42 protein-coding genes and 1 pseudogene are annotated in these 26,197 nt (G+C 58.0%); 21 read left to right on the forward strand and 22 right to left on the reverse strand.

Going from position 1 to position 26,197, the window contains the following annotated elements; genetic code table 11:
• Positions 1 to 50 precede the first annotated feature (50 nt).
• From V3W27_RS21565 to V3W27_RS21575, 3 genes and pseudogenes are all read left to right on the forward strand, one after another.
• On the forward strand, positions 51 to 203 hold the full coding sequence (locus tag V3W27_RS21565; protein ID WP_178083349.1) for a hypothetical protein: 153 nt from the start codon (positions 51 to 53) through the stop codon (positions 201 to 203).
• A gap of 98 nt (positions 204 to 301) precedes the next feature.
• Positions 302 to 1,132 carry a ZIP family metal transporter gene (locus V3W27_RS21570; RefSeq protein WP_330207575.1) on the forward strand — a complete coding sequence of 277 codons (831 nt, stop codon included), beginning with the start codon at positions 302 to 304 and terminating at the stop codon, positions 1,130 to 1,132.
• Positions 1,133 to 1,144: 12 nt separating this feature from the next.
• Positions 1,145 to 1,296, forward strand: a pseudogene (locus V3W27_RS21575) (DUF892 family protein); the annotation flags it as partial.
• A 200-nt stretch (positions 1,297 to 1,496) separates the two neighbouring features.
• Here V3W27_RS21575 and V3W27_RS21580 read toward each other — a convergent pair.
• Positions 1,497 to 2,243, reverse strand: a complete 747-nt coding sequence (locus tag V3W27_RS21580) for an SDR family oxidoreductase (protein WP_330207488.1) — start codon at positions 2,241 to 2,243, stop codon at positions 1,497 to 1,499.
• A gap of 134 nt (positions 2,244 to 2,377) precedes the next feature.
• Here V3W27_RS21580 and V3W27_RS21585 point away from each other — a divergent pair, with 134 nt between their 5' ends.
• Positions 2,378 to 3,265, forward strand: a complete 888-nt coding sequence (locus V3W27_RS21585) for a LysR family transcriptional regulator (RefSeq protein ID WP_330207489.1) — start codon at positions 2,378 to 2,380, stop codon at positions 3,263 to 3,265.
• Positions 3,266 to 3,459: 194 nt separating this feature from the next.
• On the opposite strand, the gene V3W27_RS21590 is transcribed toward V3W27_RS21585, so the two are convergent.
• The 3 genes from V3W27_RS21590 to V3W27_RS21600 all read right to left on the reverse strand — a co-directional run bounded on the left by V3W27_RS21590 (position 3,460) and on the right by V3W27_RS21600 (position 5,448).
• Positions 3,460 to 3,846, reverse strand: a complete 387-nt coding sequence (locus tag V3W27_RS21590) for a hypothetical protein (protein WP_247269077.1) — start codon at positions 3,844 to 3,846, stop codon at positions 3,460 to 3,462.
• 308 nt (positions 3,847 to 4,154) lie between these two features.
• Entirely contained in the window at positions 4,155 to 5,204 is a 1,050-nt protein-coding gene (locus tag V3W27_RS21595; RefSeq protein ID WP_330207490.1) for a tyrosine-type recombinase/integrase, read from the reverse strand.
• A 1-nt stretch (position 5,205) separates the two neighbouring features.
• Entirely contained in the window at positions 5,206 to 5,448 is a 243-nt protein-coding gene (locus tag V3W27_RS21600) for a DUF4224 domain-containing protein (RefSeq protein WP_330207491.1), read from the reverse strand.
• An 11-nt stretch (positions 5,449 to 5,459) separates the two neighbouring features.
• On the opposite strand from V3W27_RS21600, the gene V3W27_RS21605 reads away from it, so the two are divergent.
• Both V3W27_RS21605 and V3W27_RS21610 read left to right on the forward strand, forming a co-directional pair.
• Positions 5,460 to 5,759 (forward strand): hypothetical protein, encoded by a 300-nt coding sequence (locus tag V3W27_RS21605; RefSeq protein WP_330207492.1) that lies wholly within the window; start codon positions 5,460 to 5,462, stop codon positions 5,757 to 5,759.
• A gap of 75 nt (positions 5,760 to 5,834) precedes the next feature.
• Positions 5,835 to 5,975, forward strand: a complete 141-nt coding sequence (locus tag V3W27_RS21610) for a hypothetical protein (RefSeq protein WP_330207493.1) — start codon at positions 5,835 to 5,837, stop codon at positions 5,973 to 5,975.
• 55 nt (positions 5,976 to 6,030) lie between these two features.
• Here V3W27_RS21610 and V3W27_RS21615 read toward each other — a convergent pair whose 3' ends face one another.
• From V3W27_RS21615 to V3W27_RS21635, 5 genes are all read right to left on the reverse strand, one after another.
• Positions 6,031 to 6,813, reverse strand: coding sequence for a hypothetical protein (locus tag V3W27_RS21615; protein ID WP_330207494.1), 783 nt, complete (start codon positions 6,811 to 6,813; stop codon positions 6,031 to 6,033).
• Between the two features lie 53 nt (positions 6,814 to 6,866).
• Complete coding sequence (locus tag V3W27_RS21620) at positions 6,867 to 7,247, reverse strand: hypothetical protein (protein ID WP_330207495.1); 381 nt, start codon at positions 7,245 to 7,247, stop codon at positions 6,867 to 6,869.
• Positions 7,244 to 7,558, reverse strand: coding sequence for a DUF4406 domain-containing protein (locus V3W27_RS21625; protein WP_330207496.1), 315 nt, complete (start codon positions 7,556 to 7,558; stop codon positions 7,244 to 7,246). Before V3W27_RS21625 ends, V3W27_RS21620 begins: the two co-directional genes overlap by 4 nt.
• On the reverse strand, positions 7,555 to 8,154 hold the full coding sequence (locus tag V3W27_RS21630) for a hypothetical protein (RefSeq protein WP_330207497.1): 600 nt from the start codon (positions 8,152 to 8,154) through the stop codon (positions 7,555 to 7,557). Before V3W27_RS21630 ends, V3W27_RS21625 begins: the two co-directional genes overlap by 4 nt.
• 175 nt (positions 8,155 to 8,329) lie before the next feature.
• A complete protein-coding gene (locus V3W27_RS21635; RefSeq protein WP_330207498.1) occupies positions 8,330 to 9,808 on the reverse strand; it encodes a DNA cytosine methyltransferase in 1,479 nt (492 codons plus the stop codon).
• An 83-nt stretch (positions 9,809 to 9,891) separates the two neighbouring features.
• Between V3W27_RS21635 and V3W27_RS21640 the strand changes: the two genes are divergently transcribed.
• Positions 9,892 to 10,422, forward strand: a complete 531-nt coding sequence (locus V3W27_RS21640) for a hypothetical protein (RefSeq protein ID WP_131671972.1) — start codon at positions 9,892 to 9,894, stop codon at positions 10,420 to 10,422.
• A 24-nt stretch (positions 10,423 to 10,446) separates the two neighbouring features.
• Here the strand turns inward: V3W27_RS21640 and V3W27_RS21645 are convergent, their stop codons facing one another.
• The 12 genes from V3W27_RS21645 to V3W27_RS21700 form a co-directional block, all read right to left on the reverse strand.
• The gene (locus V3W27_RS21645) at positions 10,447 to 10,923 is read right to left on the reverse strand and encodes a hypothetical protein (protein ID WP_330207499.1); all 477 of its coding nucleotides are present in this window, start codon (positions 10,921 to 10,923) and stop codon (positions 10,447 to 10,449) included.
• Between the two features lie 55 nt (positions 10,924 to 10,978).
• Entirely contained in the window at positions 10,979 to 11,290 is a 312-nt protein-coding gene (locus V3W27_RS21650) for a hypothetical protein (protein WP_108183211.1), read from the reverse strand.
• 81 nt (positions 11,291 to 11,371) lie between these two features.
• Positions 11,372 to 11,836 (reverse strand): hypothetical protein, encoded by a 465-nt coding sequence (locus V3W27_RS21655; protein ID WP_108183210.1) that lies wholly within the window; start codon positions 11,834 to 11,836, stop codon positions 11,372 to 11,374.
• Positions 11,833 to 12,075: a hypothetical protein gene (locus V3W27_RS21660; RefSeq protein WP_330207500.1), complete on the reverse strand. Its 243-nt coding sequence runs from the start codon at positions 12,073 to 12,075 to the stop codon at positions 11,833 to 11,835. The genes V3W27_RS21655 and V3W27_RS21660 overlap by 4 nt, the downstream gene beginning before the upstream one ends.
• Positions 12,072 to 12,839, reverse strand: a complete 768-nt coding sequence (locus V3W27_RS21665) for a lambda exonuclease family protein (protein ID WP_330207501.1) — start codon at positions 12,837 to 12,839, stop codon at positions 12,072 to 12,074. Before V3W27_RS21665 ends, V3W27_RS21660 begins: the two co-directional genes overlap by 4 nt.
• On the reverse strand, positions 12,836 to 13,594 hold the full coding sequence (locus tag V3W27_RS21670; RefSeq protein WP_330207502.1) for an ERF family protein: 759 nt from the start codon (positions 13,592 to 13,594) through the stop codon (positions 12,836 to 12,838). The genes V3W27_RS21665 and V3W27_RS21670 overlap by 4 nt, the downstream gene beginning before the upstream one ends.
• A 7-nt stretch (positions 13,595 to 13,601) precedes the next feature.
• Positions 13,602 to 14,759 carry a hypothetical protein gene (locus V3W27_RS21675; protein WP_330207503.1) on the reverse strand — a complete coding sequence of 386 codons (1,158 nt, stop codon included), beginning with the start codon at positions 14,757 to 14,759 and terminating at the stop codon, positions 13,602 to 13,604.
• A 157-nt stretch (positions 14,760 to 14,916) separates the two neighbouring features.
• Positions 14,917 to 15,138: a hypothetical protein gene (locus V3W27_RS21680; protein ID WP_017736470.1), complete on the reverse strand. Its 222-nt coding sequence runs from the start codon at positions 15,136 to 15,138 to the stop codon at positions 14,917 to 14,919.
• A complete protein-coding gene (locus tag V3W27_RS21685; RefSeq protein ID WP_047297566.1) occupies positions 15,135 to 15,326 on the reverse strand; it encodes a hypothetical protein in 192 nt (63 codons plus the stop codon). Before V3W27_RS21685 ends, V3W27_RS21680 begins: the two co-directional genes overlap by 4 nt.
• Positions 15,323 to 15,748 carry a hypothetical protein gene (locus V3W27_RS21690; protein WP_330207504.1) on the reverse strand — a complete coding sequence of 142 codons (426 nt, stop codon included), beginning with the start codon at positions 15,746 to 15,748 and terminating at the stop codon, positions 15,323 to 15,325. The genes V3W27_RS21685 and V3W27_RS21690 overlap by 4 nt, the downstream gene beginning before the upstream one ends.
• Positions 15,749 to 15,772: 24 nt before the next feature.
• Positions 15,773 to 16,360, reverse strand: coding sequence for a hypothetical protein (locus V3W27_RS21695; RefSeq protein WP_330207505.1), 588 nt, complete (start codon positions 16,358 to 16,360; stop codon positions 15,773 to 15,775).
• Between the two features lie 234 nt (positions 16,361 to 16,594).
• Positions 16,595 to 16,759: a hypothetical protein gene (locus tag V3W27_RS21700; protein ID WP_330207506.1), complete on the reverse strand. Its 165-nt coding sequence runs from the start codon at positions 16,757 to 16,759 to the stop codon at positions 16,595 to 16,597.
• Positions 16,760 to 17,378: 619 nt separating this feature from the next.
• Here V3W27_RS21700 and V3W27_RS21705 point away from each other — a divergent pair.
• Positions 17,379 to 18,089, forward strand: coding sequence for a hypothetical protein (locus V3W27_RS21705; protein WP_330207507.1), 711 nt, complete (start codon positions 17,379 to 17,381; stop codon positions 18,087 to 18,089).
• On the opposite strand, the gene V3W27_RS21710 is transcribed toward V3W27_RS21705, so the two are convergent.
• Positions 18,090 to 18,785, reverse strand: coding sequence for a LexA family protein (locus tag V3W27_RS21710; RefSeq protein ID WP_230679685.1), 696 nt, complete (start codon positions 18,783 to 18,785; stop codon positions 18,090 to 18,092).
• Between the two features lie 66 nt (positions 18,786 to 18,851).
• Between V3W27_RS21710 and V3W27_RS21715 the strand changes: the two genes are divergently transcribed.
• The 13 genes from V3W27_RS21715 to V3W27_RS21775 all read left to right on the forward strand — a co-directional run bounded on the left by V3W27_RS21715 (position 18,852) and on the right by V3W27_RS21775 (position 26,173).
• Positions 18,852 to 19,037 carry a hypothetical protein gene (locus V3W27_RS21715; protein WP_024013552.1) on the forward strand — a complete coding sequence of 62 codons (186 nt, stop codon included), beginning with the start codon at positions 18,852 to 18,854 and terminating at the stop codon, positions 19,035 to 19,037.
• 28 nt (positions 19,038 to 19,065) lie between these two features.
• The gene (locus V3W27_RS21720) at positions 19,066 to 19,257 is read left to right on the forward strand and encodes a hypothetical protein (RefSeq protein WP_024013551.1); all 192 of its coding nucleotides are present in this window, start codon (positions 19,066 to 19,068) and stop codon (positions 19,255 to 19,257) included.
• A 334-nt stretch (positions 19,258 to 19,591) separates the two neighbouring features.
• Positions 19,592 to 20,446, forward strand: coding sequence for a phage regulatory protein/antirepressor Ant (locus V3W27_RS21725; RefSeq protein ID WP_330207508.1), 855 nt, complete (start codon positions 19,592 to 19,594; stop codon positions 20,444 to 20,446).
• On the forward strand, positions 20,443 to 20,748 hold the full coding sequence (locus V3W27_RS21730) for a hypothetical protein (protein ID WP_330207509.1): 306 nt from the start codon (positions 20,443 to 20,445) through the stop codon (positions 20,746 to 20,748). Before V3W27_RS21725 ends, V3W27_RS21730 begins: the two co-directional genes overlap by 4 nt.
• Positions 20,745 to 21,536, forward strand: coding sequence for a helix-turn-helix domain-containing protein (locus V3W27_RS21735; protein WP_330207510.1), 792 nt, complete (start codon positions 20,745 to 20,747; stop codon positions 21,534 to 21,536). Before V3W27_RS21730 ends, V3W27_RS21735 begins: the two co-directional genes overlap by 4 nt.
• Complete coding sequence (locus tag V3W27_RS21740; RefSeq protein WP_330207511.1) at positions 21,526 to 22,332, forward strand: ATP-binding protein; 807 nt, start codon at positions 21,526 to 21,528, stop codon at positions 22,330 to 22,332. The genes V3W27_RS21735 and V3W27_RS21740 overlap by 11 nt, the downstream gene beginning before the upstream one ends.
• Position 22,333: 1 nt before the next feature.
• A complete protein-coding gene (locus V3W27_RS21745) occupies positions 22,334 to 22,834 on the forward strand; it encodes a hypothetical protein (RefSeq protein ID WP_330207512.1) in 501 nt (166 codons plus the stop codon).
• Positions 22,831 to 23,310, forward strand: a complete 480-nt coding sequence (locus V3W27_RS21750; protein WP_330207513.1) for a hypothetical protein — start codon at positions 22,831 to 22,833, stop codon at positions 23,308 to 23,310. Before V3W27_RS21745 ends, V3W27_RS21750 begins: the two co-directional genes overlap by 4 nt.
• On the forward strand, positions 23,307 to 23,783 hold the full coding sequence (locus tag V3W27_RS21755) for a hypothetical protein (protein WP_330207514.1): 477 nt from the start codon (positions 23,307 to 23,309) through the stop codon (positions 23,781 to 23,783). The genes V3W27_RS21750 and V3W27_RS21755 overlap by 4 nt, the downstream gene beginning before the upstream one ends.
• On the forward strand, positions 23,780 to 24,178 hold the full coding sequence (locus V3W27_RS21760; RefSeq protein WP_330207515.1) for a recombination protein NinB: 399 nt from the start codon (positions 23,780 to 23,782) through the stop codon (positions 24,176 to 24,178). The genes V3W27_RS21755 and V3W27_RS21760 overlap by 4 nt, the downstream gene beginning before the upstream one ends.
• Positions 24,179 to 24,180: 2 nt before the next feature.
• Positions 24,181 to 24,858 (forward strand): hypothetical protein, encoded by a 678-nt coding sequence (locus V3W27_RS21765; protein ID WP_262948981.1) that lies wholly within the window; start codon positions 24,181 to 24,183, stop codon positions 24,856 to 24,858.
• Entirely contained in the window at positions 24,855 to 25,499 is a 645-nt protein-coding gene (locus V3W27_RS21770; RefSeq protein WP_262948982.1) for a recombination protein NinG, read from the forward strand. Before V3W27_RS21765 ends, V3W27_RS21770 begins: the two co-directional genes overlap by 4 nt.
• Entirely contained in the window at positions 25,496 to 26,173 is a 678-nt protein-coding gene (locus tag V3W27_RS21775) for a hypothetical protein (protein WP_262948983.1), read from the forward strand. The genes V3W27_RS21770 and V3W27_RS21775 overlap by 4 nt, the downstream gene beginning before the upstream one ends.
• The last annotated feature ends 24 nt before the right edge of the window (positions 26,174 to 26,197 follow it).

The raw sequence follows: 26,197 nt of genomic DNA on the forward strand, positions 1-26,197 counted from the left end.
AGACCTGTGCCGAGAGCCCTCGCCACAGAATCATTTAGCGGGAGACGATCATGAAAACAATCTGTGCCTGCCTGGGGCTTTGCTCAATGTTGCTGTTGCAGGGCTGTTTTGAAGGTTCGAATGATGCGCCGAACAAGGATGGCGACAAAAGCAAGGCGTCGCTGCAGATCCAGAAAGACAAAGCGGCCGATTCAGATAAGTGATTGAGGGTGCGGACGTGCGCGCGAAACTGAACTGCATTCGCGTGTGGAGCATCGCGTCCAGTGGCGGTTGGCCAGGCATCTTGTTCTGGGTAACGCTGATGCTGGTTACCGGCCTGCTGCTGATCAGCGGATATAGCGCACTGGTCGGTGCTGACAAGGGAAATCTGCGTCTGGCTGCATTGGGTGGCCTGTCAGGCTTCGGGGCGACCGCATTGGGCGCTTTGGTGGCGATCATCCTGCGCGATATCGCTTCACGCACCCAGGACATCATGCTGGGGTTCGCGGCCGGCATGATGCTGGCCGCCAGTTCTTTCTCACTGATTATGCCCGGAATCGAGGCTGCCCAAACGCTGTGTGGCAACCCGCTGCTGGCAGCCGCGGTGGTCGTGTGTGGATTGGCCCTGGGCGTTGCACTGATGGTCGGTCTGGATCGCTTTGTACCCCATGAGCATCAGCAGATCGGCAGGCGCGGGCCCGACGCTCAACGCATCAATCGCGTCTGGCTCTTCGTCCTGGCGATTACTCTGCACAACCTGCCGGAAGGCATGGCCATCGGCGTCAGTTTTGCGGACGGCGACATGAAAGTAGGCCTGCCGTTAACGACCGCCATCGCGATACAGGACATCCCCGAAGGACTCGCGGTTGCTCTGGCTTTGCGCGTTACCGGGATCTCGGCCTGGCGGGCGGCACTGTTCGCCATTGGCTCCGGTTTGATGGAACCGCTGGGTGCAGTGGTCGGACTGGGTGTGTCGAGTGGCTTCGCTCTGGGCTATCCGATTGCGCTGGGTCTGGCTGCGGGGGCCATGATCTTTGTGGTGTCGCACGAAGTCATCCCCGAGACCCATCGTAATGGTCACGAGACCCCGGCGACCCTCGGCTTGATGCTCGGCTTTGGCGTGATGATGTTTCTGGATACCGCTTTGGGTTGATGGAAGTCTCACTATGGCACGCTGATCGCGATGGCCAGCACCTGAAACTCAAGGATGCCGCAACCTTGCTGCAGGCCATGCTTGCAGAAGAAAAGGGCGCGGATGAAAAACTGACGAAAATCGCCGAGCAAGGCGGTAATCAGGGGGCGACGCTTGAGAAGTGAGCAGACGTTGCAGCGTGCCTGTAAGCGCCACGGCGATCGAGTACGCCGTGGCACTTCAGGACAAGCCTTCGCCTGTGTTGTATGAATCCACCCATGGCCGTCCTCTGCGCAGGACAGCAGGGTAAACGTCATCCCTTGCGTGAGCGTTACGCTTCCGGCCAGGAGGTGGAATGCTCAGACTCAAAGGCGTACTTGTCTCGTTAAAGTGCGCGACCACCATCAACGATAATTTCCGTTCCCACCGTCCAGCGAGACTCGTCCGACGCCAGATACAGCACCGCCTTGGCTACTTCTTCAGGCGTGCCAAAACGGCCAAACGGAATAGTCGCGACAATCTCCTTGTTGACCTGCTCGCGGTAGGCATCGGGTATACCTGCCTTGTCATACAGCGGTGTGTCGATTGGACCAGGGCTGACCGCATTGACTCGAACACCACGCGGTAGAAGCTCGCCAGAGAGCGTTTTCGACAGGTTCAGGAAGGCCGCCTTGGTTGCAGCATAAACGGATGAATTCGCGGCGCCCAAGTGCGCACTTATCGAGGTGTTAAGAACCACCGATGCAGGATTGGAGAAAGTCGGCAGCAGTGCTTGCAGAAGGAAGTAAGGGCCTTTGACATTGATGTCGAAGGAGCGATCAAACATCTCCTCGTTCCAGTCTTCGATTGGCCTCCAGACGGATACGCCAGCATTGAGGAAGGCAACGTCCAGCTTCCCGTAATGAGACTGAACGGCCTGTGCCAGCTCCTTCTGGGCTGTGACGCTGGCTGAGTCGGCGCGCAACACCAGGACTTCGCTACCTAAAATAGCTTGAGCATTTGCCATGGACTCAGGATTGACACCGGTGACGATCACACGTGCGCCTTCGGCGAGGAACTGCTTGGCGGTCTCCAGACCGATACCGCTTGTACCGCCAGTGATCAGGGTACGTTTGCCTTGTAAACGGGACATCTGAATTTCCTCTCTTTTTGGACCGCCAAATGGACGACTGGCCCTCTGAGAGCAACTATGTATTCATGCCGGCGCGCTGATAAGATGGGTAAATAGAATAGATCTCATGCGAAATCCGCATGAAAAGGGGTGTGATGGATCGGTTGTTACTGATGAGCTGTTTTGTACGAGCTGTCGAGACAGGCAGTTTTTCTGCTGCGGGCCGTGATCTGGGACTAGGGCAACCGAGCGTCAGTCGTTACGTCGCTGCGCTTGAAGACCATTTGCAAACCAGGCTGCTTCACCGATCCACACGAAAGCTGATGCTCACGCCCGAGGGTGAACGGTACTACGCAGATGCGCGGCGTATCCTGGATTCAGTGGAACAGTCCGAGTCCTCACTGAGAGGAAAAGTAGCGCCGTCCGGGCTACTGCGCGTCGCTTGCCCGACCGCATTGGCTCACACTTTCATCGTACCGCACGTCGCGAGTTTTCTAGGGCGCTACCCCGAACTGTCGCTCGATTTTCAAATCAATGATCGCTACGTCAATTTGGTCGACGAGGGGGTAGAACTCGCGATTCGTATCGGTCACCTCGAAGACAGTGCAATGCGAGCCCGGCCACTGGCATGGTTCGAGCGTGTGTGCGTTGCCAGCCGCGCGTATCTGGAGAAACGAGGCACTCCCTCTTCGCCAGACGACCTGAAGGAACACGACTGCCTCATTTATACCCTCCTGTCCACTGGAACCCACTGGCGGTTCAAGGATATTGATGTGCCGATCTCCGGACGACTGCGGGTCAACTCGCCTGAGGCGATTCGTGAGTACGTCAATGCAGGGCTGGGCATCGCGCAGGGGCCGCAATGGCTGTATGAGGAAGGGCTGAGAAGTGGCAATCTTCAATTGCTGCTTAACGAATACGTGGCGCCACCGGTGCCGATCCAGATTGTCTACCTGGCTAATCGGCTGCTCCCCCAGCGAGCCATCGTTTTCATGGATTTTATCGCGGATATTTTTGCTCAATTCCATGAGCGCCCTGACTAGCCTTTTAGCTCGCGGTCAGTGTGCGAGCGGAGAAGAGGACACTGGCACACGTGTGTCGGTTTCCGTTGGCAATGGGAATGGAGTGCGTCCGAGCCGATTGCTGCCTGTCGCGAAGGGCTGCAAACGGCTAGAAGCAGCCGTTCGATCAACGCTTTTTACCAGGTAAAAACGGAAAATTGCTCAATCTGTAAAAGCTAGCCTGCAAGGGCAGCCATTATTTCCTGGACCACCGGCTTCGTGTACTTCTCACTGGGGTCAGTCTCCGGTGGATCGTTACTGCGGATCCATTCACCTTGGTCGAACGCCTGGTAAAGCGAGAACGCGGGCTGAGGCATGTCGTCAGTCATGCCCACTTCAACCACGGCATTTATGATCCCATTCATAACACCGTCGCAAAAACAATAGATCAAGGATCCTTGTAGATAGCCCTCCGCAACGGCAATGGACAATTCGTTCAGCACATCTTGCGGTGCAACATCGAACTTTTCGCAAGTGGCTGCAAGATCGCTCAGCTTTAAACCGTATGAATCGGCTTTCACCGAAAGCTCCATGAGTACGTTGTGCGGTAAAACCTTGATCATGAGTTTATTCCGACCAGTTGCAAAGACAGTGAATCAGGATGGAACACATACCGAGAGGCAGAAATTTTCGTAAACGCCAGAAACGACAAAGCCCTGAATAATCAGGGCTTTGTCGTATCAAATATGGCGGAGGCGATGGGATTCGAACTCATGGACCTGTTACAGTCGACGGTTTTCAAGACCGCTATGGAAAGCCGCTGAATACGCGGCCTCAGCCGCTTTTTCGTTCCAATACTTCTGTTTTGCAGCACCTCTACAGACCGCATTCTACAAGGGGCGCCTTTCGGGTTATGGAACTCTTTTTCGGCCTATTTTGAAGGTTTCGCGATGGCACCAACGCGACGGTAAACCCGCTCGGTAATGTCGCCTTTTGTGTGCCCGAGCAGCAGGCTGGCGTCACCCACATCACTGATCTCCGATGCCGCCTTCGGTCGAATATCCCGGAACTGGAATTCACCGATCCTCTTTGCCAGCAGCTCGTCTCCCTGCTCAAGAGCGTCCAGCTTTGCCTTCTCCCGGGCGGCATCCCATCGCTTCCTCAGCATCGTCGCCGTCATCCGTTTACCGCTCCGGTTGATGATCAGGTAGCTCGACACGTGCGCAGCGTTCCGCTCTGTGATCGCAGCGATCAGAATGCCCAGGCTGTTCGCCTCTCCGGCGGTCGTCATCTGAATGCGCAGCTTCTTGTGCGTCTTGTTCTGCTGAACAGTCAGATATCCGCCTTCAACATCATCCTTCCGCATAACCAGCACATCTGCCGGCCTTTGCCCGGTCAGATAGGCCAGGTCCATCGCTTCCTTCAGCTCCTGAGCTGCCTTCTTGTACACCGCCTCCCAAACCACATCATTCGCGTAATAATCCCTCGGCGTCTCCTTGTTCTTGCGCACCCCTTGGCAGGGGTTCTCCTTCGTTGTCAGCCCCCACTCTCGGGCGATATTGAAAATGTGGGAGAGGGTAGCGATCTCACGGTTCGCCCGGACCTTTGCCGATCGCGCGTCTCGGTAGCCAGCAATCGTTGCTGGCGTGATTGAGTCGATCGGGGCGCTGTCGAACATTGGCCGGAGCTGCTTGATTTCCGCCAGGTTGTCCTTCTGCGTGCGCGGTGCTTTCTTCGGCACCACATCACGAATGTACCGGTCGAAGATTCCCTTCATGGTGCGCAGGTCGAGGGGCTTTTCCTTGGCTTCGAGTTCGGCCCATTTCAACCGTGCTTTGTCGATATCCTTGCCCAGAGGGATGTCATTACCGAGCAGGTCGCGGTAGTAATATGCGGTCCACGTACTACCGTTTTTGCGCTTTCGGGATCGCTTGTACATTCGAGGGGGCAGGTGCTGGTGTTCGGTCTTGCGGGGGCGCATATCAGTTCACTCGCGAATAATCAGGTGTCCATACCGGTGTGGCCGGTGGCGGGTTCGGATCGGCGATGGTGGGGCTGACCATGCCCAGCTTCATGCGGGCGTACATCCGCCCCACCAGCGGGCGTTTACCGCGGCTTTCGACAAACACCCACTGGCGATCAATCAGCCAGCGGCGCTGGTACGCGCGGGCTTTGTAGCCGGTGAGTTCGGCCAGCTCCTCGTCGGAGAGAATTTCAGTTTCCATGGTGATGCTCCATGCCGCGCGTGGCGGCAGAAGTTGCTTGCTATTGGATGGTTGCGCTTGGTCTACAGTTGATCGATGCGCAATTGATGCGGAGTAAACGAATGTTCAACAAATATCCGGAGCAGAAGCAAAGCCGGACGGCGCTGGCTGTGCTCGGTGCCGCATTCCTGGCGCTGGGAATATTTCTGATCGCCGTCGATGCAGTTGGAGGTTTTATTTTTGTCGTCGCTGGAAGCGGCCTTGTCTTGCTGACGTGCGGGGCAGGCGAGCGAACATTCGCGAGAGTGTTGCGAGTCCTGAATTGGTTTTGAGTGATTAACCGCGGCTTGGCCTTACGCCGGCAGGCTTTGTGGTTAAATGAGATGTTTTCTTAAGGAGAGGCATCTATGAAAAAGGCATTTCAAAACTCGTTGTTCTTATCCGGTCTGCCGCTGACCGTCTGTGGTGTTGCGATTACTGCCCCGGGTCTTTGGATTCCGGGACTGGTGCTGATGGTTGCTGGCTTGGCTACGAGAAAAAGAACCTGACTTCATCGCCACGGCCCCCTGTAGATCAGGTAGGCCATGTAGAGCGGGGCGAAGATCATTGCGATAACTCCAGTTCAGTTGGCGCTGTGGCGGCCAGGGTTTCGACGGCCAAGGCGTAGACGTCCGGGTGCTGCTTGTCGAAAGCAGGCATGTGTTCAGTCTCGATCCATGTCCCGCGCACTGCGCCCTTTGCCAGCCATGCCGGTTTGCTTCCCGGTGCCTGTGTCCACGCGGTGACGCCGATGCCGTGGCTGGCGATCTGTTTGGCGGTGATGAAGCCTTGGCGCCGAAGCTGGGCAAGAACCTTCAGTGCTGACTCTTTCCACGGCGTCAGGCGCACGGGCGCGGGCACGCCTGCGGGCAGGTTCGTCACCAGCACTGGCACCTGGCAGCGCTCTGGCGGATTCCAGTCGAACATGTACCAGTCGTAGAAAGGCTTGTGGCCGCTTACCTCGAGCAGAGAGTGGTCGAGGCTGAAGGTCATGCAGTTGCCTTGCCGGGTCCAGCTCTGTCTCGGCACCAGCACTCTGACGCCAAGATGTTCCAGCATCTTCACGATGCCTTTGCTGGCATCGGTGATTTTGCTCACGATCACCAGTCGGTAATCTGGCCCGGCGCGCCCATAAAGGTCGTCGCCGCGGCAGGGCAGAATCTGGTCGGCTACTTTGGCGTTCAGCTGCAGCTTCGCTTCGACGCCGATCTGCCGACCGTCTTCGTGCACGACCAGCACGTCGAATCCGGCCGCCTCGGGGTAGCACGTCCAGCCGGGTAGTTCGTTGAACTCCTGGATGAACAGCGCGCAGAGGTCAGCCTCCTTTTCGATTTTCTCGATAGGCATTTTTCGTCCTTGCCGCTATAGCGGCTGACTTTGAAGGTGGAGGGAGTTATTGGTTACTGCGGGAGTTTGCCGAGGTGGTCTTCGAGGAACTGCTCGGTGAAGGGCTGAGGTGGATCGAGCGGCGCTTTCACACCTCGTTCCAGCTCATCAATCCGCTGATCCGCCGCGTTCAGGCGCAGCTGCAGGGCCGCGATCTTTTCCCGGCCGGCCGCTTCTCGCGCCAGGAAGATCGAGTAAGCCTCCTGCGAGACGCGTACCGAACGCCCGTCGATTCCGAAATCTACTCCGTCGGCCTGAAGTGGTGGTGTGGGCGCCGCTGCCATGGCCTCGAACCACATCTGCAAGACCCCATTCCCTTTCTTCCGCTCGGTAGTCATTGCGTCAAGAATCGATTGAGAGGGCTCGACTGGAACCAGCTTCCACTGAGTATTCATCCTGCAATCTCCAGCGATACCAGATCATTGGCATTGACGACCTTCATGCCGAGCTCCTTGCCGATATGCACTTCGAGGCTGGCGCCGCGTGAGTTCTGCCAGCCGGGCAGGGTGGCCACGGTGTCGCATTCCATCAGCGCTGTGATGTCACGGCGCATGCATTCGCTCCAAGTGCCTGGGTCTGGATTGAGCTCGGCCGGGTTGATGACGCTGTGCCCGGCGGCGCGCAGGCTGGCGGCCGTTGAATGGAACAGTGGGAAGTTGAGGTCCAGCATGTTGGTCATGGGGCCGCTGAGGTAGATGCGCTTCATGCTGCGCGCTCCTTCTGGTAAAAGTCCCACGCGGCCTTGTCGCCCTGGGCCACGTACCAGCGCAAGGTGCCGTCGCCGTCGTGATCGCTCACAGACCCGCCATACTGCGAGCCAGGGAACTGGAATTTTGCCGACATGGAAATCCGTGGCCACCCGATGCTCCATTCGGTAAAGGTCAGATCTGGCCGCTCGGCCATAACCTTCTCCTTGAAAGCCTCACCCTTGGCGTTTGCATCAGCGATTTCCTTGTCTCGCGCGTCTTTGCATCCCTGATCGCAGTAGACGTGCCTTCCGTCATAGACGATCGCGAGCGGATTGCCTTCGTCGTATTCCTCGTCCTCGTAGAGCTGGTTCTCGCAGTTGTTGCAGTACATCCACCAGCCCTGCTCGTGGTAAGCCTTGGCCGGGATGAAAGGTTGGCCAGCGAACTGATCGGCCCACGGCGCGCGGCGGCAGAACTCCACCTCTTCGAAGGTCAGATTCAACTCGTTGCCGCCCTCGCGGCGCGCCGTAGCGCTGTTGGTGGCGAACGTGATCACGTGTTCACCTTCAGAGCCTTCACCGACGTGATAGGCCTTCATCTTTTCTGTGGGCATGGGGCGTCCTATGCCGGGGCATGCCCGGGCGGTGGAGGGTGGTCGGCGGGAGATTCAATTGGGCCGCTATAGCAGAGGAAAACCTTTGCCTAGAGAACAGTTGAGGATTGTTGAATGAAAGATCTAATAAGTGCGATTGAGCTGATCACCGCAATTTTGTGTTTTATCGAGGCTCTCAAGCATACGGGCTGGATGTGATCTGCTTGAGGATCCGCCGGCCGATCCAGCGCACGCACGGCACGGCCTTGCTGTTGCCGATCGCCTTGTAGCGCGGGCCATCTGCGTCTCGCACGTACCATGCTCTGCTTTTCTTCGCTTGGCGCACATCCATGCCGTCGGCGATGCACTGTTCCGTAGTCTCGTCGGCGTCGAGCTTTCGCCAGCCATCCCAAGGGATTAGGGTGTAGTCGTCCGGCATACCTTGGAGGCGTTCGCACTCACGCGGAGTCAGGCGCCGCACCTTTGATCCGCCTACCAGCATTTCAGCCTCGGTCACTGGGTTGCTGTTATTCCGCATGTTCCCCGATCTGAGGGTGGGTGAAACTGATGCGACGATTGCAACCTGACCGCCACCGTTTGCATGGCTTCCCGAGTGGTTCATGGCGCGCAGTGTTGGCGCTATCTCGCCAGCATCTCCGCCGTAATCCTTGCATGAGAAAGCCAGCACGGCATTTTCCATCCCATTGTTTCTGCCGAGGGTGTGCGCTTGATCGATTCGCACATCGGGATCCTGAGTACCGTGCACCACGAAGCTCTCAACCTCAAAATCAATCCGCATCCCTTTTGCGGTCAGGCAAGCCGCGACATCTATTGCCCCGCTGGTTCGTCCGCCGCCATAAGCCGATACCGGAATGAATGCTTCGGAGTCTGCACGATGGCTGCTTTGTGATTGAGCGCGGAGAGTTGGCGCGGTCAGAGGGATATCGTCCGTGCTGTATCCGCCCCTCTTTCGAGCGCCGCCTGCAATGGTGCTGGCAATGTTTTCTTCCTCGCCAAGGCGCGGCGCATGATCCCTGCGCACGCCGTCTCGCTCAAAAAGTACCTCGGTGGGATCGAATCCGTCTCTAGCACTTGCGACAACGAACACACGGCGGCGTCGTTGGGCCAGGCCGAAATATTGGGCGTCCAGGATCCGCCACGCGATTGTTCTTTTGGGTCCATACACACAACCAGCGTCCGGCCATTTTTTCCCTGAAGGCTGCAGTTCGCAGTCTTCCCCAGCAAGCGCGCCAAGAAAGCATCCGAAGGCGTTCCCTTTGTCGCTGAGGACGCCGGGGACGTTTTCCCAGACGATGACGCAGGGCGGCTTTCGCTGGCCTGCTCGAACATAGTCAACTGCATCTGCGAGCTCCACGTATTTGATGGTGAGGGCGCCGCGCGGGTCGGTGAGTCCTTCGCGCATCCCGGCCACGCTGAAGGCCTGGCACGGCGTGCCGCCGACGAGGATGTCCGGCGCGGCGATCTTGCCGGCCAGCACCTGGGCGCCGAGTTTGGTCATGTCACCGAGGTTCGGCGTGTTCGGGTAATGGTGAGCCAGCACCGCGCTGGGGAACGCTTCGATCTCGGCGAACCAGGTCGCACGCATGCCAAGCGGCTTCCATGCAAGCGTTGCCGCCTCGATGCCGGAGCAGACCGAGCCGTAAGTGATTTCCATAGGGGATCCTCGCCGGTTGGCGTGATTCGTAGAAGTGGGGTATTTGTGTTCGGCCCGGCATGGGGCTGGAGGAGCTTGAACTTATGGATGCAGCATCTTGGGCAAATTTAATTGCGAGCGTTGCTTTCTTGGTTGCGGTCGTGTCCGCGGTGTTTGCCTGGAAGTCAGCCCGAGAGGCTCGACAGGCAAACAAAATAAGCATTCACGAATATCAAAGAAAACTATATGAGGCTTTCACAGAAGCGTTTCATCTGGTTAAAGAGAATGGAATGCATACCGATCTGCGCGAGTTTGCGAAGATTACTACGCACATAAAAACTTCTAGGCTTTATGTTGATGAGGCAATTTCTGCGGAGCTAGAAAGTTTTTACGAAGCCTTTATTGTTGTGTATGACGCTGAATGCAAGCGTAAGCGTGCTTACGCTGAAAGCGCTGAGGCATCAAAGCGAAATTTGATTGGTGGCAACGTGAGCCCGTTAGCAAATTCCATCTCAGAGCGGGCGGACTCCTTCGCAGAACAGTGCGAGTACGATGCCGATCTTGCGTTACATAACCTTTATAGAATAGGAGCGGATATAGATAAGCGCATAATTGAGTACATAAAGTTGATTTAAACCACTAATCTTTGAAGGAATGAATTACTGAATAGGAAGGCTGCGGACCGGGCGCGCGACGCGCTCGTCGTTCTTGACGTAGTTGTAGAGCCAGCCAGCTTCAAAGTCCATGAAGTAGGCGGTGTTGGCGGAGAACTGCGAACTCAGCCAGTGCCAACGATCTTCGCGTAGGGTGACCAAGCCTTCGGACTTCGCCGCCATCAGCAGAGCGCCTTCGAGGTAGGACGGGATGTGCGCATCCAGCTCCAAGGCCTTCACCGCGATATCGTTGCCGGCTTCGGCCATGGCGCGGGTATTTGCGGCACCATCACTGAGGCTCTTGGCGCCGGCGACGTCCTCGCCGTACTTACCCCAGCTGCCGATCAGTTCGTTGTCGAGCAGCACCAAGGCGCGCTCTTCGCCGTTCAACCAATAGCGAGCGAAGAAGGTGCCACCGGCGAGAGGTTGACCGCGCTCTGGCAGGTCGGCGGCCGCTACGGATTGTTGTGCATGTTCAGTCATGATTTTCTCCGGGTATGTGCCGCCCTCCGTGACCGGATGCGCAGCGTGAGGGTGGTTATTCGTCGTGAGTGATGCGAAGGGCTTCGCGGTCGTGGGCAAGCTTCAATTTCCGCGACACGTTTTCAGGAATTTCGTATTTGTGTCGCGGCGGCGTGAGTAAGGGAAGGGCGCCGCCCGGGCCAAGGCCATGCAGGTGGTGAATCATCAGCGTGATGGCTTCGCCCGGTTCTTCGATTCCGCTCCAGGCCATCAGGTCAGCAAGGGCTTGGCGCGTAGCTGGCAGGGTGTGGAACCGAACCTCTACTTCGCCGCGGCTCTTCCTCTTCGCCGCGGCTTTCGCTGAGCGATCTGCATTGCTCTTGGCCATGGCTTACCTCTTCAATTCCGCTGGCCGGCAAGTCCAGCCATGTCTGTCGTCGGCGCTGGTGCGCCCGGTTGATCGATCGTCTCACGCTGCTGCCTTCACCTGGTGCCAGGCGCCGGCGGCGTAGAACAGCTTCGCTGCCTGGGCTTCATCCATCGACACCTCGTCCGGAATGGCGATCCAGCCTGACGCAACCAGATGGTTCGGGTTGGCGCTGTTGCGCAGCTCCAAGTAGTAATGCTCGATGGCCTCTGTCAGGCGCTCGACCTTGTAGATGCCCTCGGGCGAGATCTCCACCGACTTGATGTACTCGGCGCCACGCTCGTCGCGACACATGGCGCCGATGTAGATCGTCCAACGATAGGAGAAGTCGAAAATCGCGTTGGCGATCGCCAGACTGCGGATCTGCCGGCAACTCTTCCAGTTCGCCATGATCTGGCTGCCGCTGGGGTCGATGTTCACCACCGCGACGTGGTTGGTGCGCAGCAGCGCCCGGCAACTTCGTTCAGCCCGGGCGAAACCGTTGTTGGGTTTGCGTTTCGACTTCATAGCGAGTCCGCCATTTTGCGCAGCGCCTTGCGTTCGGCCGCTGATATCGGCTTCGGCCTCCGCTTGAGGACCGTTTCAGGGTCTATTTTCTTCGAGCGGGGCGGTGGCAGCGGTTTGCGTGGCGGGCTTGGCAACTGCGCGACTGTCCCGCCAGCGTCCAAGAACTCCGCCGTGCGCTCCGATATCGAGTAAGCGTCCTGGCGGTGCTGCTCGACGAGGTTGAGGTGGTTGCTGATCATGCTGCTTTACTCCGGAGCTTCGCCTCGTAGCCGTCCACCAGCAGCTTAAACTGCCAAAGGTCTTCTTCGAGTTGTTCGATGTAGTCGTCATCCCGTTTGAACTCTTGCAACCAGAGCTGGCGACCAACGGGTTTCAGGAGAGGGCAGTACATCCCGATGTGCCACCACTTGCGGCCGGTGATCCACATGCAGCCCTGCACCTGGTCGATCACTTCGCTGGCATCGTTGTCGATGTGGAACGCGCGAAGCTTGTCAGGCGAAAGGAAACATTTGTACTCCGAGCCGCCATCGTCGCCGATGAACCCGTCTGCACTGGCGCCGAACACGCCGTCGTCCGTTTTCACCAGCCCGACCTGAGTCACGATCAGGCCCGTCTGGATTTCGTGTTCCATGCGGGCTTCGGGTTCGAGTTCGTGCCCACGTCGCATCTGCCACGTTTCGAAGCCACCATCCAGCGGCGCACCGCCGATCCGTTCAACGGCCAGTTCGAAGGCGTAGGTGAGTGCGGCGTTCGATGGTTCGCCGACCTTCTCGCCATCGAGAGCGCGCTGCACGACTTCGGCCTTCGGACCGGCCTTGTATCCAGCCAGGTCGCGGGCCTTGCTTTCGCTATGGCCGGCCAGGATCGCGTCGACATACTTCCGCTGCTGGGTGGTAAGCCCGTTCACCTTGGAGCGGGCGGTGCTGAACATGCTTGCGGTGATGACCCCGGCGCGGCCTTGCAGCCACTCGGCAGATCCCTGCGTGCAGTTGAGGACAATCATTGTTTTGCCTCCAATATGTCTTTGCGCTTGGTGACGGCAATCTTCACCGTGTCATAACCGACCTTGTCGCCGCTGGCCTGCAAAACCTTCAATGCAGCCTGCCAGACATCTTTGAGCTCATCGGGTGAGGCCGTCTGTTCGACCCGCTCGAGGATGTCCGCAATTATCTGGGCTCGCATTTCCTCGCTGTCCGAACCGTCTGCTGTCTGCGCGTCATCATCGCGAGCCTCACTGGTCGTGATGTTCAGCAACGCGCACATCACGTAGCGCTTGCCATAGGTGGTGGATGAACCAACCGCCTGCACTTCGTTGCGCCCTTTGCCGATATCGGCCGGTAAGGTCATCGTGGTGTGTTCTCGGTGCCCGTCACGGTGCATCAAAATGCCGGTGACACTGATCGCCTTGTCGAGGTTTTCAACCTTGAAGGTGATTGCGAATCCGTGTCGCTGCATGATCGGCTTGATGATTCGCGTGATGTCGTCGAGCGTGGCGTAGGCGTTGCCGGTATGCAGGTTCACAGCGGCCTCGAAGACCGTTGGTATCTCGCACTGCATTTGCGCCATTCCGGCGTTGAATGCTGCTTCGGCGGCCTTATCCTGCATGCGTTCATGCATTGCCAGCAGGCGCTCCATCTTTTCGATATCGCAGGTCGGATCGGCGGCGGCGCGACTGATGACGGCCATGATGCTGTTGTCCGTCGAGATCGGCACGACGGCTTGCCGGCGCTGCTCCGGCATAATGATTTCGGTAGACATAGCGACCTCAGTAGCTGATTGAAATGGCGGGGATCTTGCGCTGCGCGATCAGGGTGATTGCCTGCTTGGCGCATTCCTCGGTCATGCCGCCGGCGATGAAGGCTTCCAGAGCGGCGCGATTGATCTGCTTTTTGTGTTCAAGATCGGCCTCGCGGGCTTCCTGCTGGCGGAGGATTTCGGCGGCCGCTGCATCGGCGCGGCGGCGCTCGTCGGCACGCGCTTGCTCTGCTGCCTGTTCGGCACGTTTCGCGGCGGCTTGGCGTTCCTGTTCGGCACGTTGCTCGGCAGCGATGCGGTTCGCTTCTGCCTGTTCCGCCGCCAGTCGAGCTTGCTCGGCCTGCTGCTCAAGCTGGAGGCGCTGGCGTTCAGCCTGAGCTTCTGCGTCGCGGGCGGCTTGTTCGGAGGCGCGCTGCGCGGCGGCAGCCTGGTCAATCAACTCTTGCTCGCGGCGGGCGGCTGCGTCTCGCTCAGCTTGGGCGCGCTGCTCGGCTTCGTGGCGGGCACGCTCTTCAGCTTCCCGGGCGATTTGCGCATCCCGATCGCGCTGCGCCTGTGCTTCAGCCTCGGCGCGCAACCGGATCAGTTCGGCCTGCTCGGCTTCGTACCGCGCTCGTTCGGTGTATAGCGCGCGCAGCTTGCTCAGCGTCTGGTCTTTCACTTGGGCGGCTTCAGCCAGAAACTCTTCCCAGCTATCGCCGATTTCGAGCAATTCAAGGTCGGCGATGATGTTGGCCAAGTGGCCGGACGTTGGCGCCGCTTCGAAGATGGCCAGATCCTTGATGCGCTGGATCGCGTCGACGTGGGCATCTGTCCGGGCAATCTCGGCCTGCTCCCAGTCCGTCAGAGGCTGGCGAGTGGCGTCACGCAGCGCATCCATCTTGTTGACGAACTCTCGCAGCTCGGCCTCGACGACCTTCGGCATTTCCTTCAGGCGCTTGAGGTAGTCGCGTCCGGGCTTTTCCACGGCTGTTTTCGACTTGCTGACCTTTGCCGCCAGAGAGGCGATGCGCTCGCGGCCTTTGCGAGTGGTCAGGTCTGGAACCTCGGCAGTGACCTCAGCGGCAACCGCGTCGAAGAACTGGCTAAGACCACCGGCGACGTAAATGGCCGGCGCGTTTTCTTCGCTGATGTCGTCGATCTTGATGACTTGCTGTTGTGCGGACACGGGGAATCCTTGCCGCGATGCTCGCAGCGTTTGAAGGTGTGGGGTTATTGAGTGACGCGATCAGCGAGGGCGCTGATCAGCATCAGTAAGATGAAGACGGAGATGGCGATTAAACTTCCGCGGAGGATGGCGGCACGTTTTGCACGCTGGTAGGAGGTCAAGCTTTCACCTCATATGTGATCGTCCACTCACCACACAGGCAGGCCCTGCGGCTCCAAGCGTGAACATTTTCAATGCTGGCTAATTCAGCAGAGTGTAGAGCGTCTTCCCAAGTTGCGCCCTTGAACACCATCAGTACGCGGTCGCTTGGTACCGCCATGAATTCGGGCAGCTCTTCAATTTGTTCGTCGATCAGCGATTTAACCGGTGCGGTACTCATGTGAACTCCTTGCGCTGCCTGCAATGCTTCAGCAGGCGCTGGCAGTAATGGCTGAATTCTTCGAGGGTGATCAACTGATCCGTCATCAGGTTGGTGATGATCTGCTGAACCAGAATGCTGTTGCCGGGCGGACTGTCCGGATGCGAGAGGCTATCCAGCGCTTCATCGATAAGGATGTGCGGGCTCACAGTTCGGCATCCTCGGTTTGGGCGATCAGCGCGTCATCGATAAGGGGGCGAAGTAGGCCCTCCGCAATTTCGCCGAGCTTGCCCAGTGGGTGATCGCTGGGACCGAGCAGTCCGGCGGCAGCGACCTTGTCAGCGTGTCCGCGCTCGGCGGCGATCAGCAGGTAGCCCAGCGAAGCCGTGGTGACCTCGCAGTCTGCAAGCCGTCCGTTTACATGCTCATCAACCGCTAGAGCGAACTGGGCCAGCGTGACTCCCTGAGCCGGCCGCATGCGGCGCTGGAACGAGACGTCGCAGCCATGCCGAACCATCTGCTCTACGGCGTTGTACAGCCACTCAGCCCGAGCAACTTCGCGAGGGCTTTCGCTCACCGGAGGCGGCAGGCGGTTATCGAATTCACTTTGTGCGAGCGCGGTTGCGTTCATGGTTGCCTCCAGAGTGGCGGTAGATCAGGAGTCTGCTGCGATATCGGCGAGGATTTGCGTCTTGCGCTTCTCGAAGCGGGCGCTCCAAGTTGGTCTGCCATCTACGCGCCAGATGGTCGCACCACGCTTGCGGAGCTTCCGGGCCCGAGCCGGAGAAATTCGATTGCCCCATTTCTCGGTGCGGTAGATGGCTTCCCAGTACTCGACCGTCTCGCGCTTGTCGTACTTGTAGTACCGGCTGCTCGGCTTGTTTTTCGAGAGCCATTCGTTCACCAGCGATACGTCGACTGTGGCCGAGCTGAAGACGTAGCAGCTTGCAAGAGACTCGAGAGTTCCTACGCCGACCTGTGCGGTTGGTACGCCAACATCAGCACCGCACGACCAGACCTGACCCCTGCATTCCAGCGTTGACCCATCCGTGAGCTGGATCGTGAATTCCCGCCCGGCGAAGGCGTCGCGCGACCCCGGCACAATTTGGAGGAAGTCGTAAAAGCCGCCGTCGTTCGATACCAAAAGGTTTCCGGTGCGCTCGTAAACGCAGCGGGGTAATTCGTCGAGCAGCAGAAACGTCTGCCCCCGCTTCGTCCTGATCACATCAATGATCTTCGGCATTACGGAAACCTCTTTGGTTGATCCAACAAAACTCGGATGCACTCATCCGCTCCGCTGGTTGCCGTTGGGCGCGGAGGGGAGTGCATTCGGGTGGTGTCGGCTGTGGGAGCGAAGTAAGTGTTTTCGTGCTGCCAGCGCCCGGAATAGAGCGGCTGGTCTGTGGGAGCGAGTAGTGAAAAGGCCCAACTGGACGTGAGGGCCTTTTCGGTGTTGCCTGCGATGCAGCTTCAATAGTCAGTATTTGGGGCTGGGCAACGCGCGCCAGAACGAACGCTGACCCTCGGTACATCGCCAGCGCTCACAGTGGAAGCGCAATGGACCGGTTGGCAGGCCGTCATCAGGTGGCGGTTCTGGCCGCGCATGGCTGAGCGCTGCGCCGATCAGGATGAGTTGAAGCATGGGAATCTCCGACAGGTCGTTCTGTGTGGCCGTTGATCCAAGAGTTCCAGGCATTCTTGTCGATCACCTGTCCTTCGTATTCATGCGCTCCGCATGACCTGCAGTACAGGTGCGGGGTACGCATGCCCAGCGAAGCCGTATTGCTTGAGCTGCAAATTTTGCAGGCCATTTAATTGCCCTCAGTTGATTTCCCGTCTGGCCCTGTCGCCAAGGCCAGCCAGTGAAATCTGTTTTTGAACTAAGGCAAAAAATGCCTGAGTTCGATTCCATCCCATGCTCGGCGCCTCGGTTTCCCCACCTGGCCGGCGTCACACATTTCGTGTTCGGTGTTCTTCGCCGGCTGGCTTGCATGGTTTGGCGTCCTCCCATATGGGGAGTCCGGCAGGTTCCAGAGCCTGCATGGAGATCGAAGTTTGTGTTTCGCGCTATGCCCGTTTCCGGGGATCGATCCGCGAAGATTCCAAATTGTGAAAGAGCGGCGGGTCTGTTGAGGCCCTTCGCAGTGGCTGTGTGTCGCTGCGATGGGTGAACAATACGCCAGCGTATAAATTGCGTCAATACGCGCACGCATTATTTTTGGTGAGATTCTTCTTCGCCCCATTTGGTAGCGAGAGAAGAAATGGATTTCGATGTGTCGGCGCATGAGCAATCGATGCCTGCTCAGGCTGAAAAATGGCTCGAATGGCCTATGAAGGAACAGCGGATAGGACTTCCGCGCGAAGGGCGCCCAGAAAATGCCGCACTGGCGCTGATGAAAAGCGAGGGGTGGGAGGGCGAGCACACGGAGGGAAATTTAACGAGATCAATCTTTAGGGCGCTCCTGCTCCCATATCTGATTGAGCGCAATCCGTACAAGGCGGTCGACCCCGTGCGGACACCGCTCATGCATGCAATCCACTACTTAATACCGATGACCGCCCAGGGTATCGAAAAGCTTCTAGAGGGAGGCAGGGAGGTGCCACCCCAGCCTATCGCGGAAATGCACGAAGTGCTCAGCAGCAGATTGTCAGATGTGGAATCTGTCCTGAAGGACTACTCGAGGATTTGCACGGCATGCGCGGAAGTATGGCCAATGACGCCATCGGGAAGCCACGTAGCGCGCAAATTCATCGCCGCCTATCCCGAGGCGTTCTGGCACCAGCTTTTGGATGTTTACGCAAAATTCGACGGCGCAATGTCCCATGGGTGGCCTGATCTGGAGCTCACAAACGGGACCGAGGTGCTCATGGTCGAGGTAAAGGTGAAGGACAGGCTGACAGCGCACCAAAAAATTACCATTCCTCGACTTATCTCGATGGGAGTTGGCTGTCGCCTGATACGCCTCGTCTGATCAAAGAACCGATCGAGGCCATTTCGCATCTACGACGCGGCCGACAACCGTCCAGGTGTTATCGACTTCAACTGTTGGGAAAGCAGGGTTGAGGGGTTTCAAGTAAGCCTTCCCGGAGTCGCGAACCAACTGCTTAAATGTCGCTTCGTTGGTGTCTATGAGTTTGGCCACTACGTATTGGCCGCTCTCGACATCGCTTCCGGGCGCAACAAGGATGATCATTCCTTCGCTGAAGCTCATGCCGTTGGTCGATGTCATTGATGGGCCGCGCACCTTCAGCCAAAAACCATTTGGCCCCGCCCAAGCATCTGAAGGGTGGATCGCCTCGAAGTCGCCAACGTTGAACAGATCCATTGCTTCGCACGCAACTCCAGCCTGCACCCAGCTGATCTCCGGATATTCGTAATAACGGCTCGGCCCTGTTGCCGGCTCTACGTTTGCATCAAAGGAATCAGGCTCGCTCTTCGCCCCGCCATCCCATAGCCATTTACTTGCCACGCGCAGCGCTTTAGCGATCTTTTCAATATTTTCCCGCTTTGGGGATTTCGATTCACCGGAAATTATCCTGTGAACGGTTGGCTGCGTGACGCCTGCTCGACGCGCCAGCTCGCCCTCGCTCCAGCCTTTAGCCGCCATTTCGGCAGCGATCCTATCTCCGATGTGCATTTTCCACCAATAGACAAACGTATTGCGCAAGTGTATTGCCTCCGTTTATACGACTGCGTATCATGCGGGCAATACGCTGCCGAATTGGAGGCACATATGACTATTCAAGAAATGCTCACAGAGCTTTTCAGCTTGGGTTTTTCGCAGAAGGCGATCGCTGATCGCATTTCCACCACGCAGCCGACCATTCACCGCGCGAGCAAGGGCGCAGATGTCCGCTACGAAACTGGAAAGGCCATTGAAAGCCTCTACGAAGACGCCCTAAAGAAATCCGCTGCCTAACCACTTCCAACCACACAAGGAACCACAGATGTCGTACTTCGAACCTGACCACCTTCACGACAAGCCGACCAAGGTTCGCCTGGACGAGGCGGCTGACGACCTGCTGACAGCGATGGCCCGCTTTCAGCGGACTCAAAAAGCTGTGCTCGCTCGCGAAATCCTGGAGCGCGGCCTGAACCAAATGATGGAAGAGCTTAACGCGAAAACAGACGTGGCCTGAAGTAGCCGAGGAGGCCCTGTGCCTGAAAGAAAACCGCTGGAAATCCAGCTCGACTGGCAGGGACTCGCTGATCTGGAGCTATTAGCCAGACGCAACGGGGTAACGCCAGAAGAGATGGCCGCAACAATCATGAACCGGGCGCTGGATCGAATGACCCGGCCACCAAAGAGCCGGAGCAACGTCGCTTCCATAGGACGGAAGGGCTGATAAGCCCCTCAGGGACTCATGAGGAACTGCCAATGAAACAACCATCCACCAAATCGCAGGCACAAAAAAACCGACGGATCAGGTCGGTTCTTTTAACAGCGCTTGCAACAACGTTCTGGAGCGAATAATGCCCACTACCCAGTCAATCGTCAATACCCCCGCCGGTGTCGCGACACGTTTTTCGAGTTTTGAAAACGTGTCGCGTACTGAAATCGTCAGCCTTGTAGATGGCGAGGCAGTTACTACCACTCTCGCCATCGCGGCAGGGTGCGAAGTTGATCATGCCAGCGTTATTAAGCTGGTCAGAACCTACCAAGCGGACATGGAAGAGTTTGGAAGGGTCGGATTTGAAATCCAGACCTTTCAAACGGCTGGCGGCCAGCAAGCAAGGGAGATTGCAACACTCAATGAGCAGCAATCGACATTACTCCTTACCTACATGCGCAACAGCGTCATCGTCCGCGACTTCAAAAAGCGACTGGTGAAAGAGTTCTGGCGTATGGCTCACGCAAAGCCTGCTTTCGACATCGCAAGCCTCAACGACCCTAAAGTCCTGCTGGCCTTGCTGACAGACAACGTGCGCAAGGTTGTAACCCTGGAAGCAGACAACACCGAGCTTTCCCACGAAAACCTGATGCTCGAGCAGAAGGTCGCCGCCGACGCGCCGAAGACAGCTTTCTTCGACGCAGTGACGGTCACCCACGAAACCTACTCGGTGGCCGAGGCCGCAAAACTGATCGGCACCGGCCAGAACCGCCTGATGGCATTCCTGCGCCAGCGCCGCTGGGTAACTCTTCGTAAGAACGAGCCGATGCAAGGCCCGATTGAATCCGGCTACCTGACGGCGAAGCTCAGCACCTTTGAGCATCCCGAGAACGGCAAGACTACCGTGTCCACACCTCGCGTCACTGGTAAAGGCCTGACAAAGCTCCAGGCCCTATGGGCGCGCCGTGATGCTGATTTGCTCGGGGGTGGGGCATGAGCAAGTCGACGACAAAAGCTACCCTCATCGACGACGCCTACATGGAGCAATTTACCAACGACCAGTTGGCCTTCATGGCTTGGGATAAAAGCGACTTTGCCATGAGTGTGTATCTGGATTCCGAGGAATCCAAGTGCCCAGACTGCACCAATGACGCTCGATTTGAGCTGATGACAGCGGTCCTGGCTTCCAAGGTGCTGATTCGCCGGCTTACTGGCATCAACCCACAGTCGATCCGAGACATGGCCGTCAGCAAGCTCCTGAGCGGTGACTTCCTCCCGGAATGGGAGACTTTGCAATGAGCGTTCAATCCATGAGCTGGGCGCTCGAGCAGAACGACATTGTCGACGCTACCGCGCGCCATGTCCTGCTGTGCCTCGCCAATTATGCCGACAAGAATGGAAAGGGCGCCTTTCCTTCTGCCAATAGCTTGAGTTCTGACACCGGACTCTCGCTGCGCACCGTCCGCTACAAGCTGGACTACCTGCTGGAGATTGGGGCGATCCGCCTGGGCAACCAGATAATTGCCGCTGCCTATATCGACCGTCACGACCGCCGGCCTGTCGTCTATGACCTCTGCATTGAACGGGGTGCATCTCCTGCACCCGGTTCTGGACGGGGTGCAAGTGAAGACACAACGGGGTGCAGCTCACAACACAACGGGGTGCAAATGACGACCGAACGGGGTGCACCAGCTGCACCCAATCCATCAATTAACCATCAATTAACCATCAATGAACCGAAAGGGGTTGTCGCTGGCGCTCCGGGGAAGGCGAAAAAATTCGATCCGCTCACTGCCAAGCCCGAGAACGTGTCCGAAAGCGCGTGGGCCGACTGGTGCCAGCACCGCAAGGAAATCCGCAAGCCGCTGACCGCCAAGAGCTGTGAGCAGCAGGCCAAGGCGTTGCTGGGCCATGCCGCGCCGGATCAGGTGCTCGCCACCTCGATCTCCAACGGCTGGACCGGCATTTTCCCGGACAAGGTCGCCAGCAACGTGCACCCGTTCCCGCAATCCCGTCACACCGGCTTCGCTGATCGCGATTACACCTCCGGCCTGAAGATGCGGGAGGACGGCAGCTATGCGCTCTGAGCCAGTCCAGGCAACTCCAGAACTGCCGCCGGGCACTCGCATCCAGCCCGCTGAGTGCGAAACCCACGGTTCCTACGACCAGAAGGTTTATGCCGTGCTGGGCCGGGAGCTCAGAAGCAACTGCCCTGAGTGCAGCCGTATCGCCCGCGAGAAGTCCGAAGCCGCTGAGCAGGCCAACAAGGCGATGGAGCTGCGCATGTCCCTCGCTCGCAAGCTGGGCGATGCGCTGATCCCAAAGCGCTTTACCACTCGCACCCTGGGCAACTACCAGGCCGAGAACGACGGCCAGCGCAAAGCCCTCCGGTTCTGCCAGCACTACGTCCAGATCTTCGACGAGATCCTGAAGACCGGTCGCTGCATGGTGCTGATCGGCAAGCCCGGTACCGGGAAGACGCACCTCGGCGCCGGCATGGCCAACGAGCTGCTGCACAACACGTCTCGCACTGCCGTGTACCGCACTGTCGGCGCCATCCTGCAGGCGATCCGCTCCACGTACGACAAGCACAGCGAGCGCAGCGAGGCCGAGATTCTTTCGAGCCTGATCGATCCCGATCTGCTGGTGCTGGACGAAGTAGGCGTGAGCAAGGAGCAGCCGAGCGACTTCGAGCTGACGACCCTGTTCGCAATCATCAACGGCCGGTACGAGCAGGAACGCCCCACGGTGGTGATATCCAACCTCGAAGCCAGCCAGTTGCCAGCCGCCATGGGTGACCGCTGTGTCGACCGTCTGCGCGAGGGCGGAATGATCGTGGTCCCGTTCGATTGGGAATCTCAGCGCGGCAAGGAGGGTTTCTGACATGACCGACTACAGCGAACTGAAACGTCTGGCCGAGGAATTCCCGGCCGATCTGGATTGGGACAGCAACACTGAACCGTTCTTCAACGGCCCATCAGGCGAATCGCTTGGCGGCGGCGCGACTGGTTTTTACTCCGTCTACGGCAAGCCATTCCGTCTCGAAGGGGAGGATTACGACTACGACGGGCCGACCTATGTCGAGGCCTGCAACGCTGATTTCGCCAAGTTCATGGTTGCAGCGCGTGAAGGCGTGCTGGCCCTGATTAAGGATCTGGAATCGCACAAACGCATGCTTCTGGCGGCGGCTTGCGACCTTGGCGCGATTGGCGAAGCACTCAAGTCCGACATGGACGCCGACGGGGATGAGTTGCTTGGCATGGTCATCGACCTGAAAGCACAGAACACCCGAATGCTCGGATGGCTGCAGGACATTAGCCGCACATCCGGCGACAAGGGTGCCGTCATGGGCGCACGTCAATTGCTCAAGGAGTTCGCCGAATGAATGACTCTCGCGATTTAAAAGCGATTGCCGAGGCGTGCCAGCAGCATCAGCCGCTTCGCTTCATGCGCAGCCACGGCGCGTTGTACATCCGGAACGACAACGGGATCGTCTTTGACGTGCATCAGAACCGGTCATTCCCCGAGTTCATGGCGCAGAACAAGGATTACGCGGATCTGGTGCTCGCCGCGAATCCCGCCGCAGTCCTGGCCCTGATCGCAGAGAACGAATGCCTGCGGGCAGATCTGCGAGAGGTGAAAGACGCCAAGCTTGGCCTGAGCTGGGCTATCGGCGAAGTCATGGGCGAGTGTGATCGCTTCAAGGTCGAGAACGAGGCTCTGCGCAAGGATGCCGATCGCCTGCAGAGCGCTACAGCTTTCGTTCAGAAGCTGTGTGATTCCGCAGGGAAGCAGCCAAGTGTGGCGACGGGTTATCTGCACGACATCCTTTCAGCCCTGGGCAAGGGAGAGCAGTCATGAATCCACTGATCGTTCGACAGATGCAACCGTGCCCGGTGAGTTGCGTTTCAACGTGCCTTGCGATGCTTGCCGGTCGACCTGCTGCCGAGGTCATCGATGAGCTGCACAAGCCATACCGCGAGGGCGAGTTGACCATGCGCGAAATGCTCGAATACCTCGGGATCAAATACACGGCGTTTTTCAGTGTCGACAACCCGCCGCTGGCGGACGAGGGCGTTTATCTCTGCACGGCGCCGTCACTCAATATCGAAGCTGGCAATCACCAGATCCTGATCGAGGTGACCGATGAGGGTTACTTCGTGATTGACCCGGTCCAAGGCCGCGAGGATCGCAAGTATTACGTGCCGCGCGGCCAGGGCAACGGTGATCCGCTCGCAATCGATCTCGGAGGTTTCGTCGTCGATGCGTTCGTCTCCCGTTCCCACCTGGTGGAGAAATACACGAGCGCTATGGCGACGGAGGTTGCGGCATGAACGAGTTCCCAATCCGCAGCCAGCGCGATATCAGCCGCCTCATGGGCGTCCTGCACGCAACCGACTTCACCACGCCGAAGATCGTCGTCATCAAGGACGAAAAGCGCCCGGACATCTGCAACCGCAAGATGTGGGCAATGCTCAAGGACGTATCAGAGCAGGTCATCTGGCACGGCAAGAAGCTGACCAGCGAGGACTGGAAGTGCCTTTTCAGTGCCTCGCTGGAGAAGCAGCGCGCGGAGCCCGGCCTCGACGGTGGCTTCGTCGTGATGGCCGTATCGACCCGCAAGCAGTCGCAGAAGTGGTTCAGCGACTTGTTCGAGCTGATGCATGCCTTCGGCGCCGAGCATGACGTGCGTTGGACTGAGCAGGACAAATGGGGTGGAAGGTACTAGCCATGGGCAAGATCAATAAATTTAGCACTCATGGGTGCGATAACTTCCGCGATGCATCTGGTGAGTGGGTTAAGTCTTGGACAGTCCGCACGGAAGATACGCTGGAGTGCCGCTACACCCGACTTGGCAATTTGTGGAACGCGATGGCTGATCGATGCAACCCGAAAAGCTTCGTCGGCAGAACACACCAATCTTACAGCGACGTAAACAACGGGTTCGAATCATTCCAACAGTTCGGTGACTGGGCGGTAGAGCAGCCTGGGTTCGATTTAGTTGAAGGTTCAGGGAAAAGGTATGCCCTGGATAAGGACTTGCTAATTCCTGGAAGCCGCGCCTATTCCGCCGAGTCTTGCTGCTTCGTACCTCAGCGGCTGAATAACCTCTTCATTTTGCCGCGGACCCCCCGAGATCTGCCAATAGGTGTCAGCTGGGAGCCTTCACGCAAAAAGTACGCGTCCTGCATTAGCGTAGACGGGAAGAATAAGCGGCTGGGGCGATACGACACCGCTGAGGATGCACACGCTGCTTGGCAGAAAGCAAAAGCCCAAGAAGTTGAGCGGTTAATGGCGTGGTATCGAGAATGCCCGGGGTTTGACGGCCGTGTTTTTGATTCGCTGGGGGCTCGTGTGAACAAGCTCCGCTCGCACATCGCAAGCAATGCTCGGACGGTGGCTCTATGACCATCGAACGCAAAAAACCACGACCGAAGAATTGCAAGAACCCAGCTTGCGGGGACTCATTCGTCCCGCAGCGACTCGGGCAGGCTGTATGTGGCTACAAGTGCGGTCTGGCCATCAAGGACGTCAATCAGGCGAAGGCCCGGAAAGCGCTGGATCAGATCGGGCGCGCCGAGATCCAGGTCCGCAAGGAGGCGCTGAAGACTCGGTCGGATCACCTCAAGGACGCGGAAAAGGCTGTGCGCGACTACCGGCGCACCTACGAGCTGAGCATCGGCAGCGGCTGCATCAGTTGCGGCGAGTCGCAGGAAGTAATTCTTGCGGCTCAAGGCTGGAAGGTCGGCGGCGCATTCGATGCTGGCCACTTCATGGGCAAGGGGGCCAGGCCAGAACTGCGCATGGTGCCTGAAAATATATGGCTTCAGTGCAAAGCGTGTAACTCAGGCTCCTACATGCACGCCCGCAAGGGGTACACCGTTTCCCAAGGGTTCCGCGCCGGCCTCATTGCCCGGATCGGCTTAGATGCGGTCGAGGCCCTTGAGGCTGACCATGAGCCGCGCAAGTACACCGCAGAAGAACTCAAGGCGATAACCGCCGAATACCGAGCCAAAACAAGAGAGCTGAAAAAAGGGGAAGCCGCATGAAGCTGATCAACGCAAGACAGGTGTGGACTGAAGCGCAGCACGAATCGAACGCGTCGATCAGCGCTGTGGCCATCGACAAGGCGCAGTCGGCACCGATCAAGAAGGGGCAGCGCATGCGCCGCGCCGAGGCCGTGTTCGCTGCGCTTGGGGATGACAAGGAAGAGCGCATTCAGGTCGTGCGCCAGAAGATCAGCATCAGCGAGACGCGTCGTACACCGGTTGGCCGATCTACCGCCAGAGCTGCGCACCTGGCAACCATCGGTAAAGTACTCCGAGCAATCGACACGCTTCCGTTCCAGGTTCAGCAGCTCGGTCACTACCTGTACCACCCATGCATGACGATGGTTCATGTGCTCAACGCCGAGAAGCTGATCTGGAATGATGTGGACTTTTCCGCCCTGACGGACGCAAAGGCAGCGAAGGCCCATTGCATGATCACCATAGCTTTGCAGTCCTACAAGGTTGAGGCTCACGGAGGCGAGCAGTGGGGGCCGGCGCGAGTGGCTGAGGGGATGCTGAAGCTTTACGGCGTGCGTATTGAGCCAAAAGTGTGGGATCGAGACTGGAAGGATGTGTGGAATTTCCTGCGTGAAGCTATCTCAGAAGTGGATGTTCAGGCATTGCAGCCTATATGGCAGGTCATCTTTGATGAAAAATCTGAAGATGCGGCATAAAGTTGTTGCTATGTTGGGGTTTGT

It is taken from the genome of Pseudomonas sp. AM14(2022) (assembly GCF_036346455.1).
GTDB classification, from domain to species: domain Bacteria; phylum Pseudomonadota; class Gammaproteobacteria; order Pseudomonadales; family Pseudomonadaceae; genus Aquipseudomonas; species Aquipseudomonas putida_A.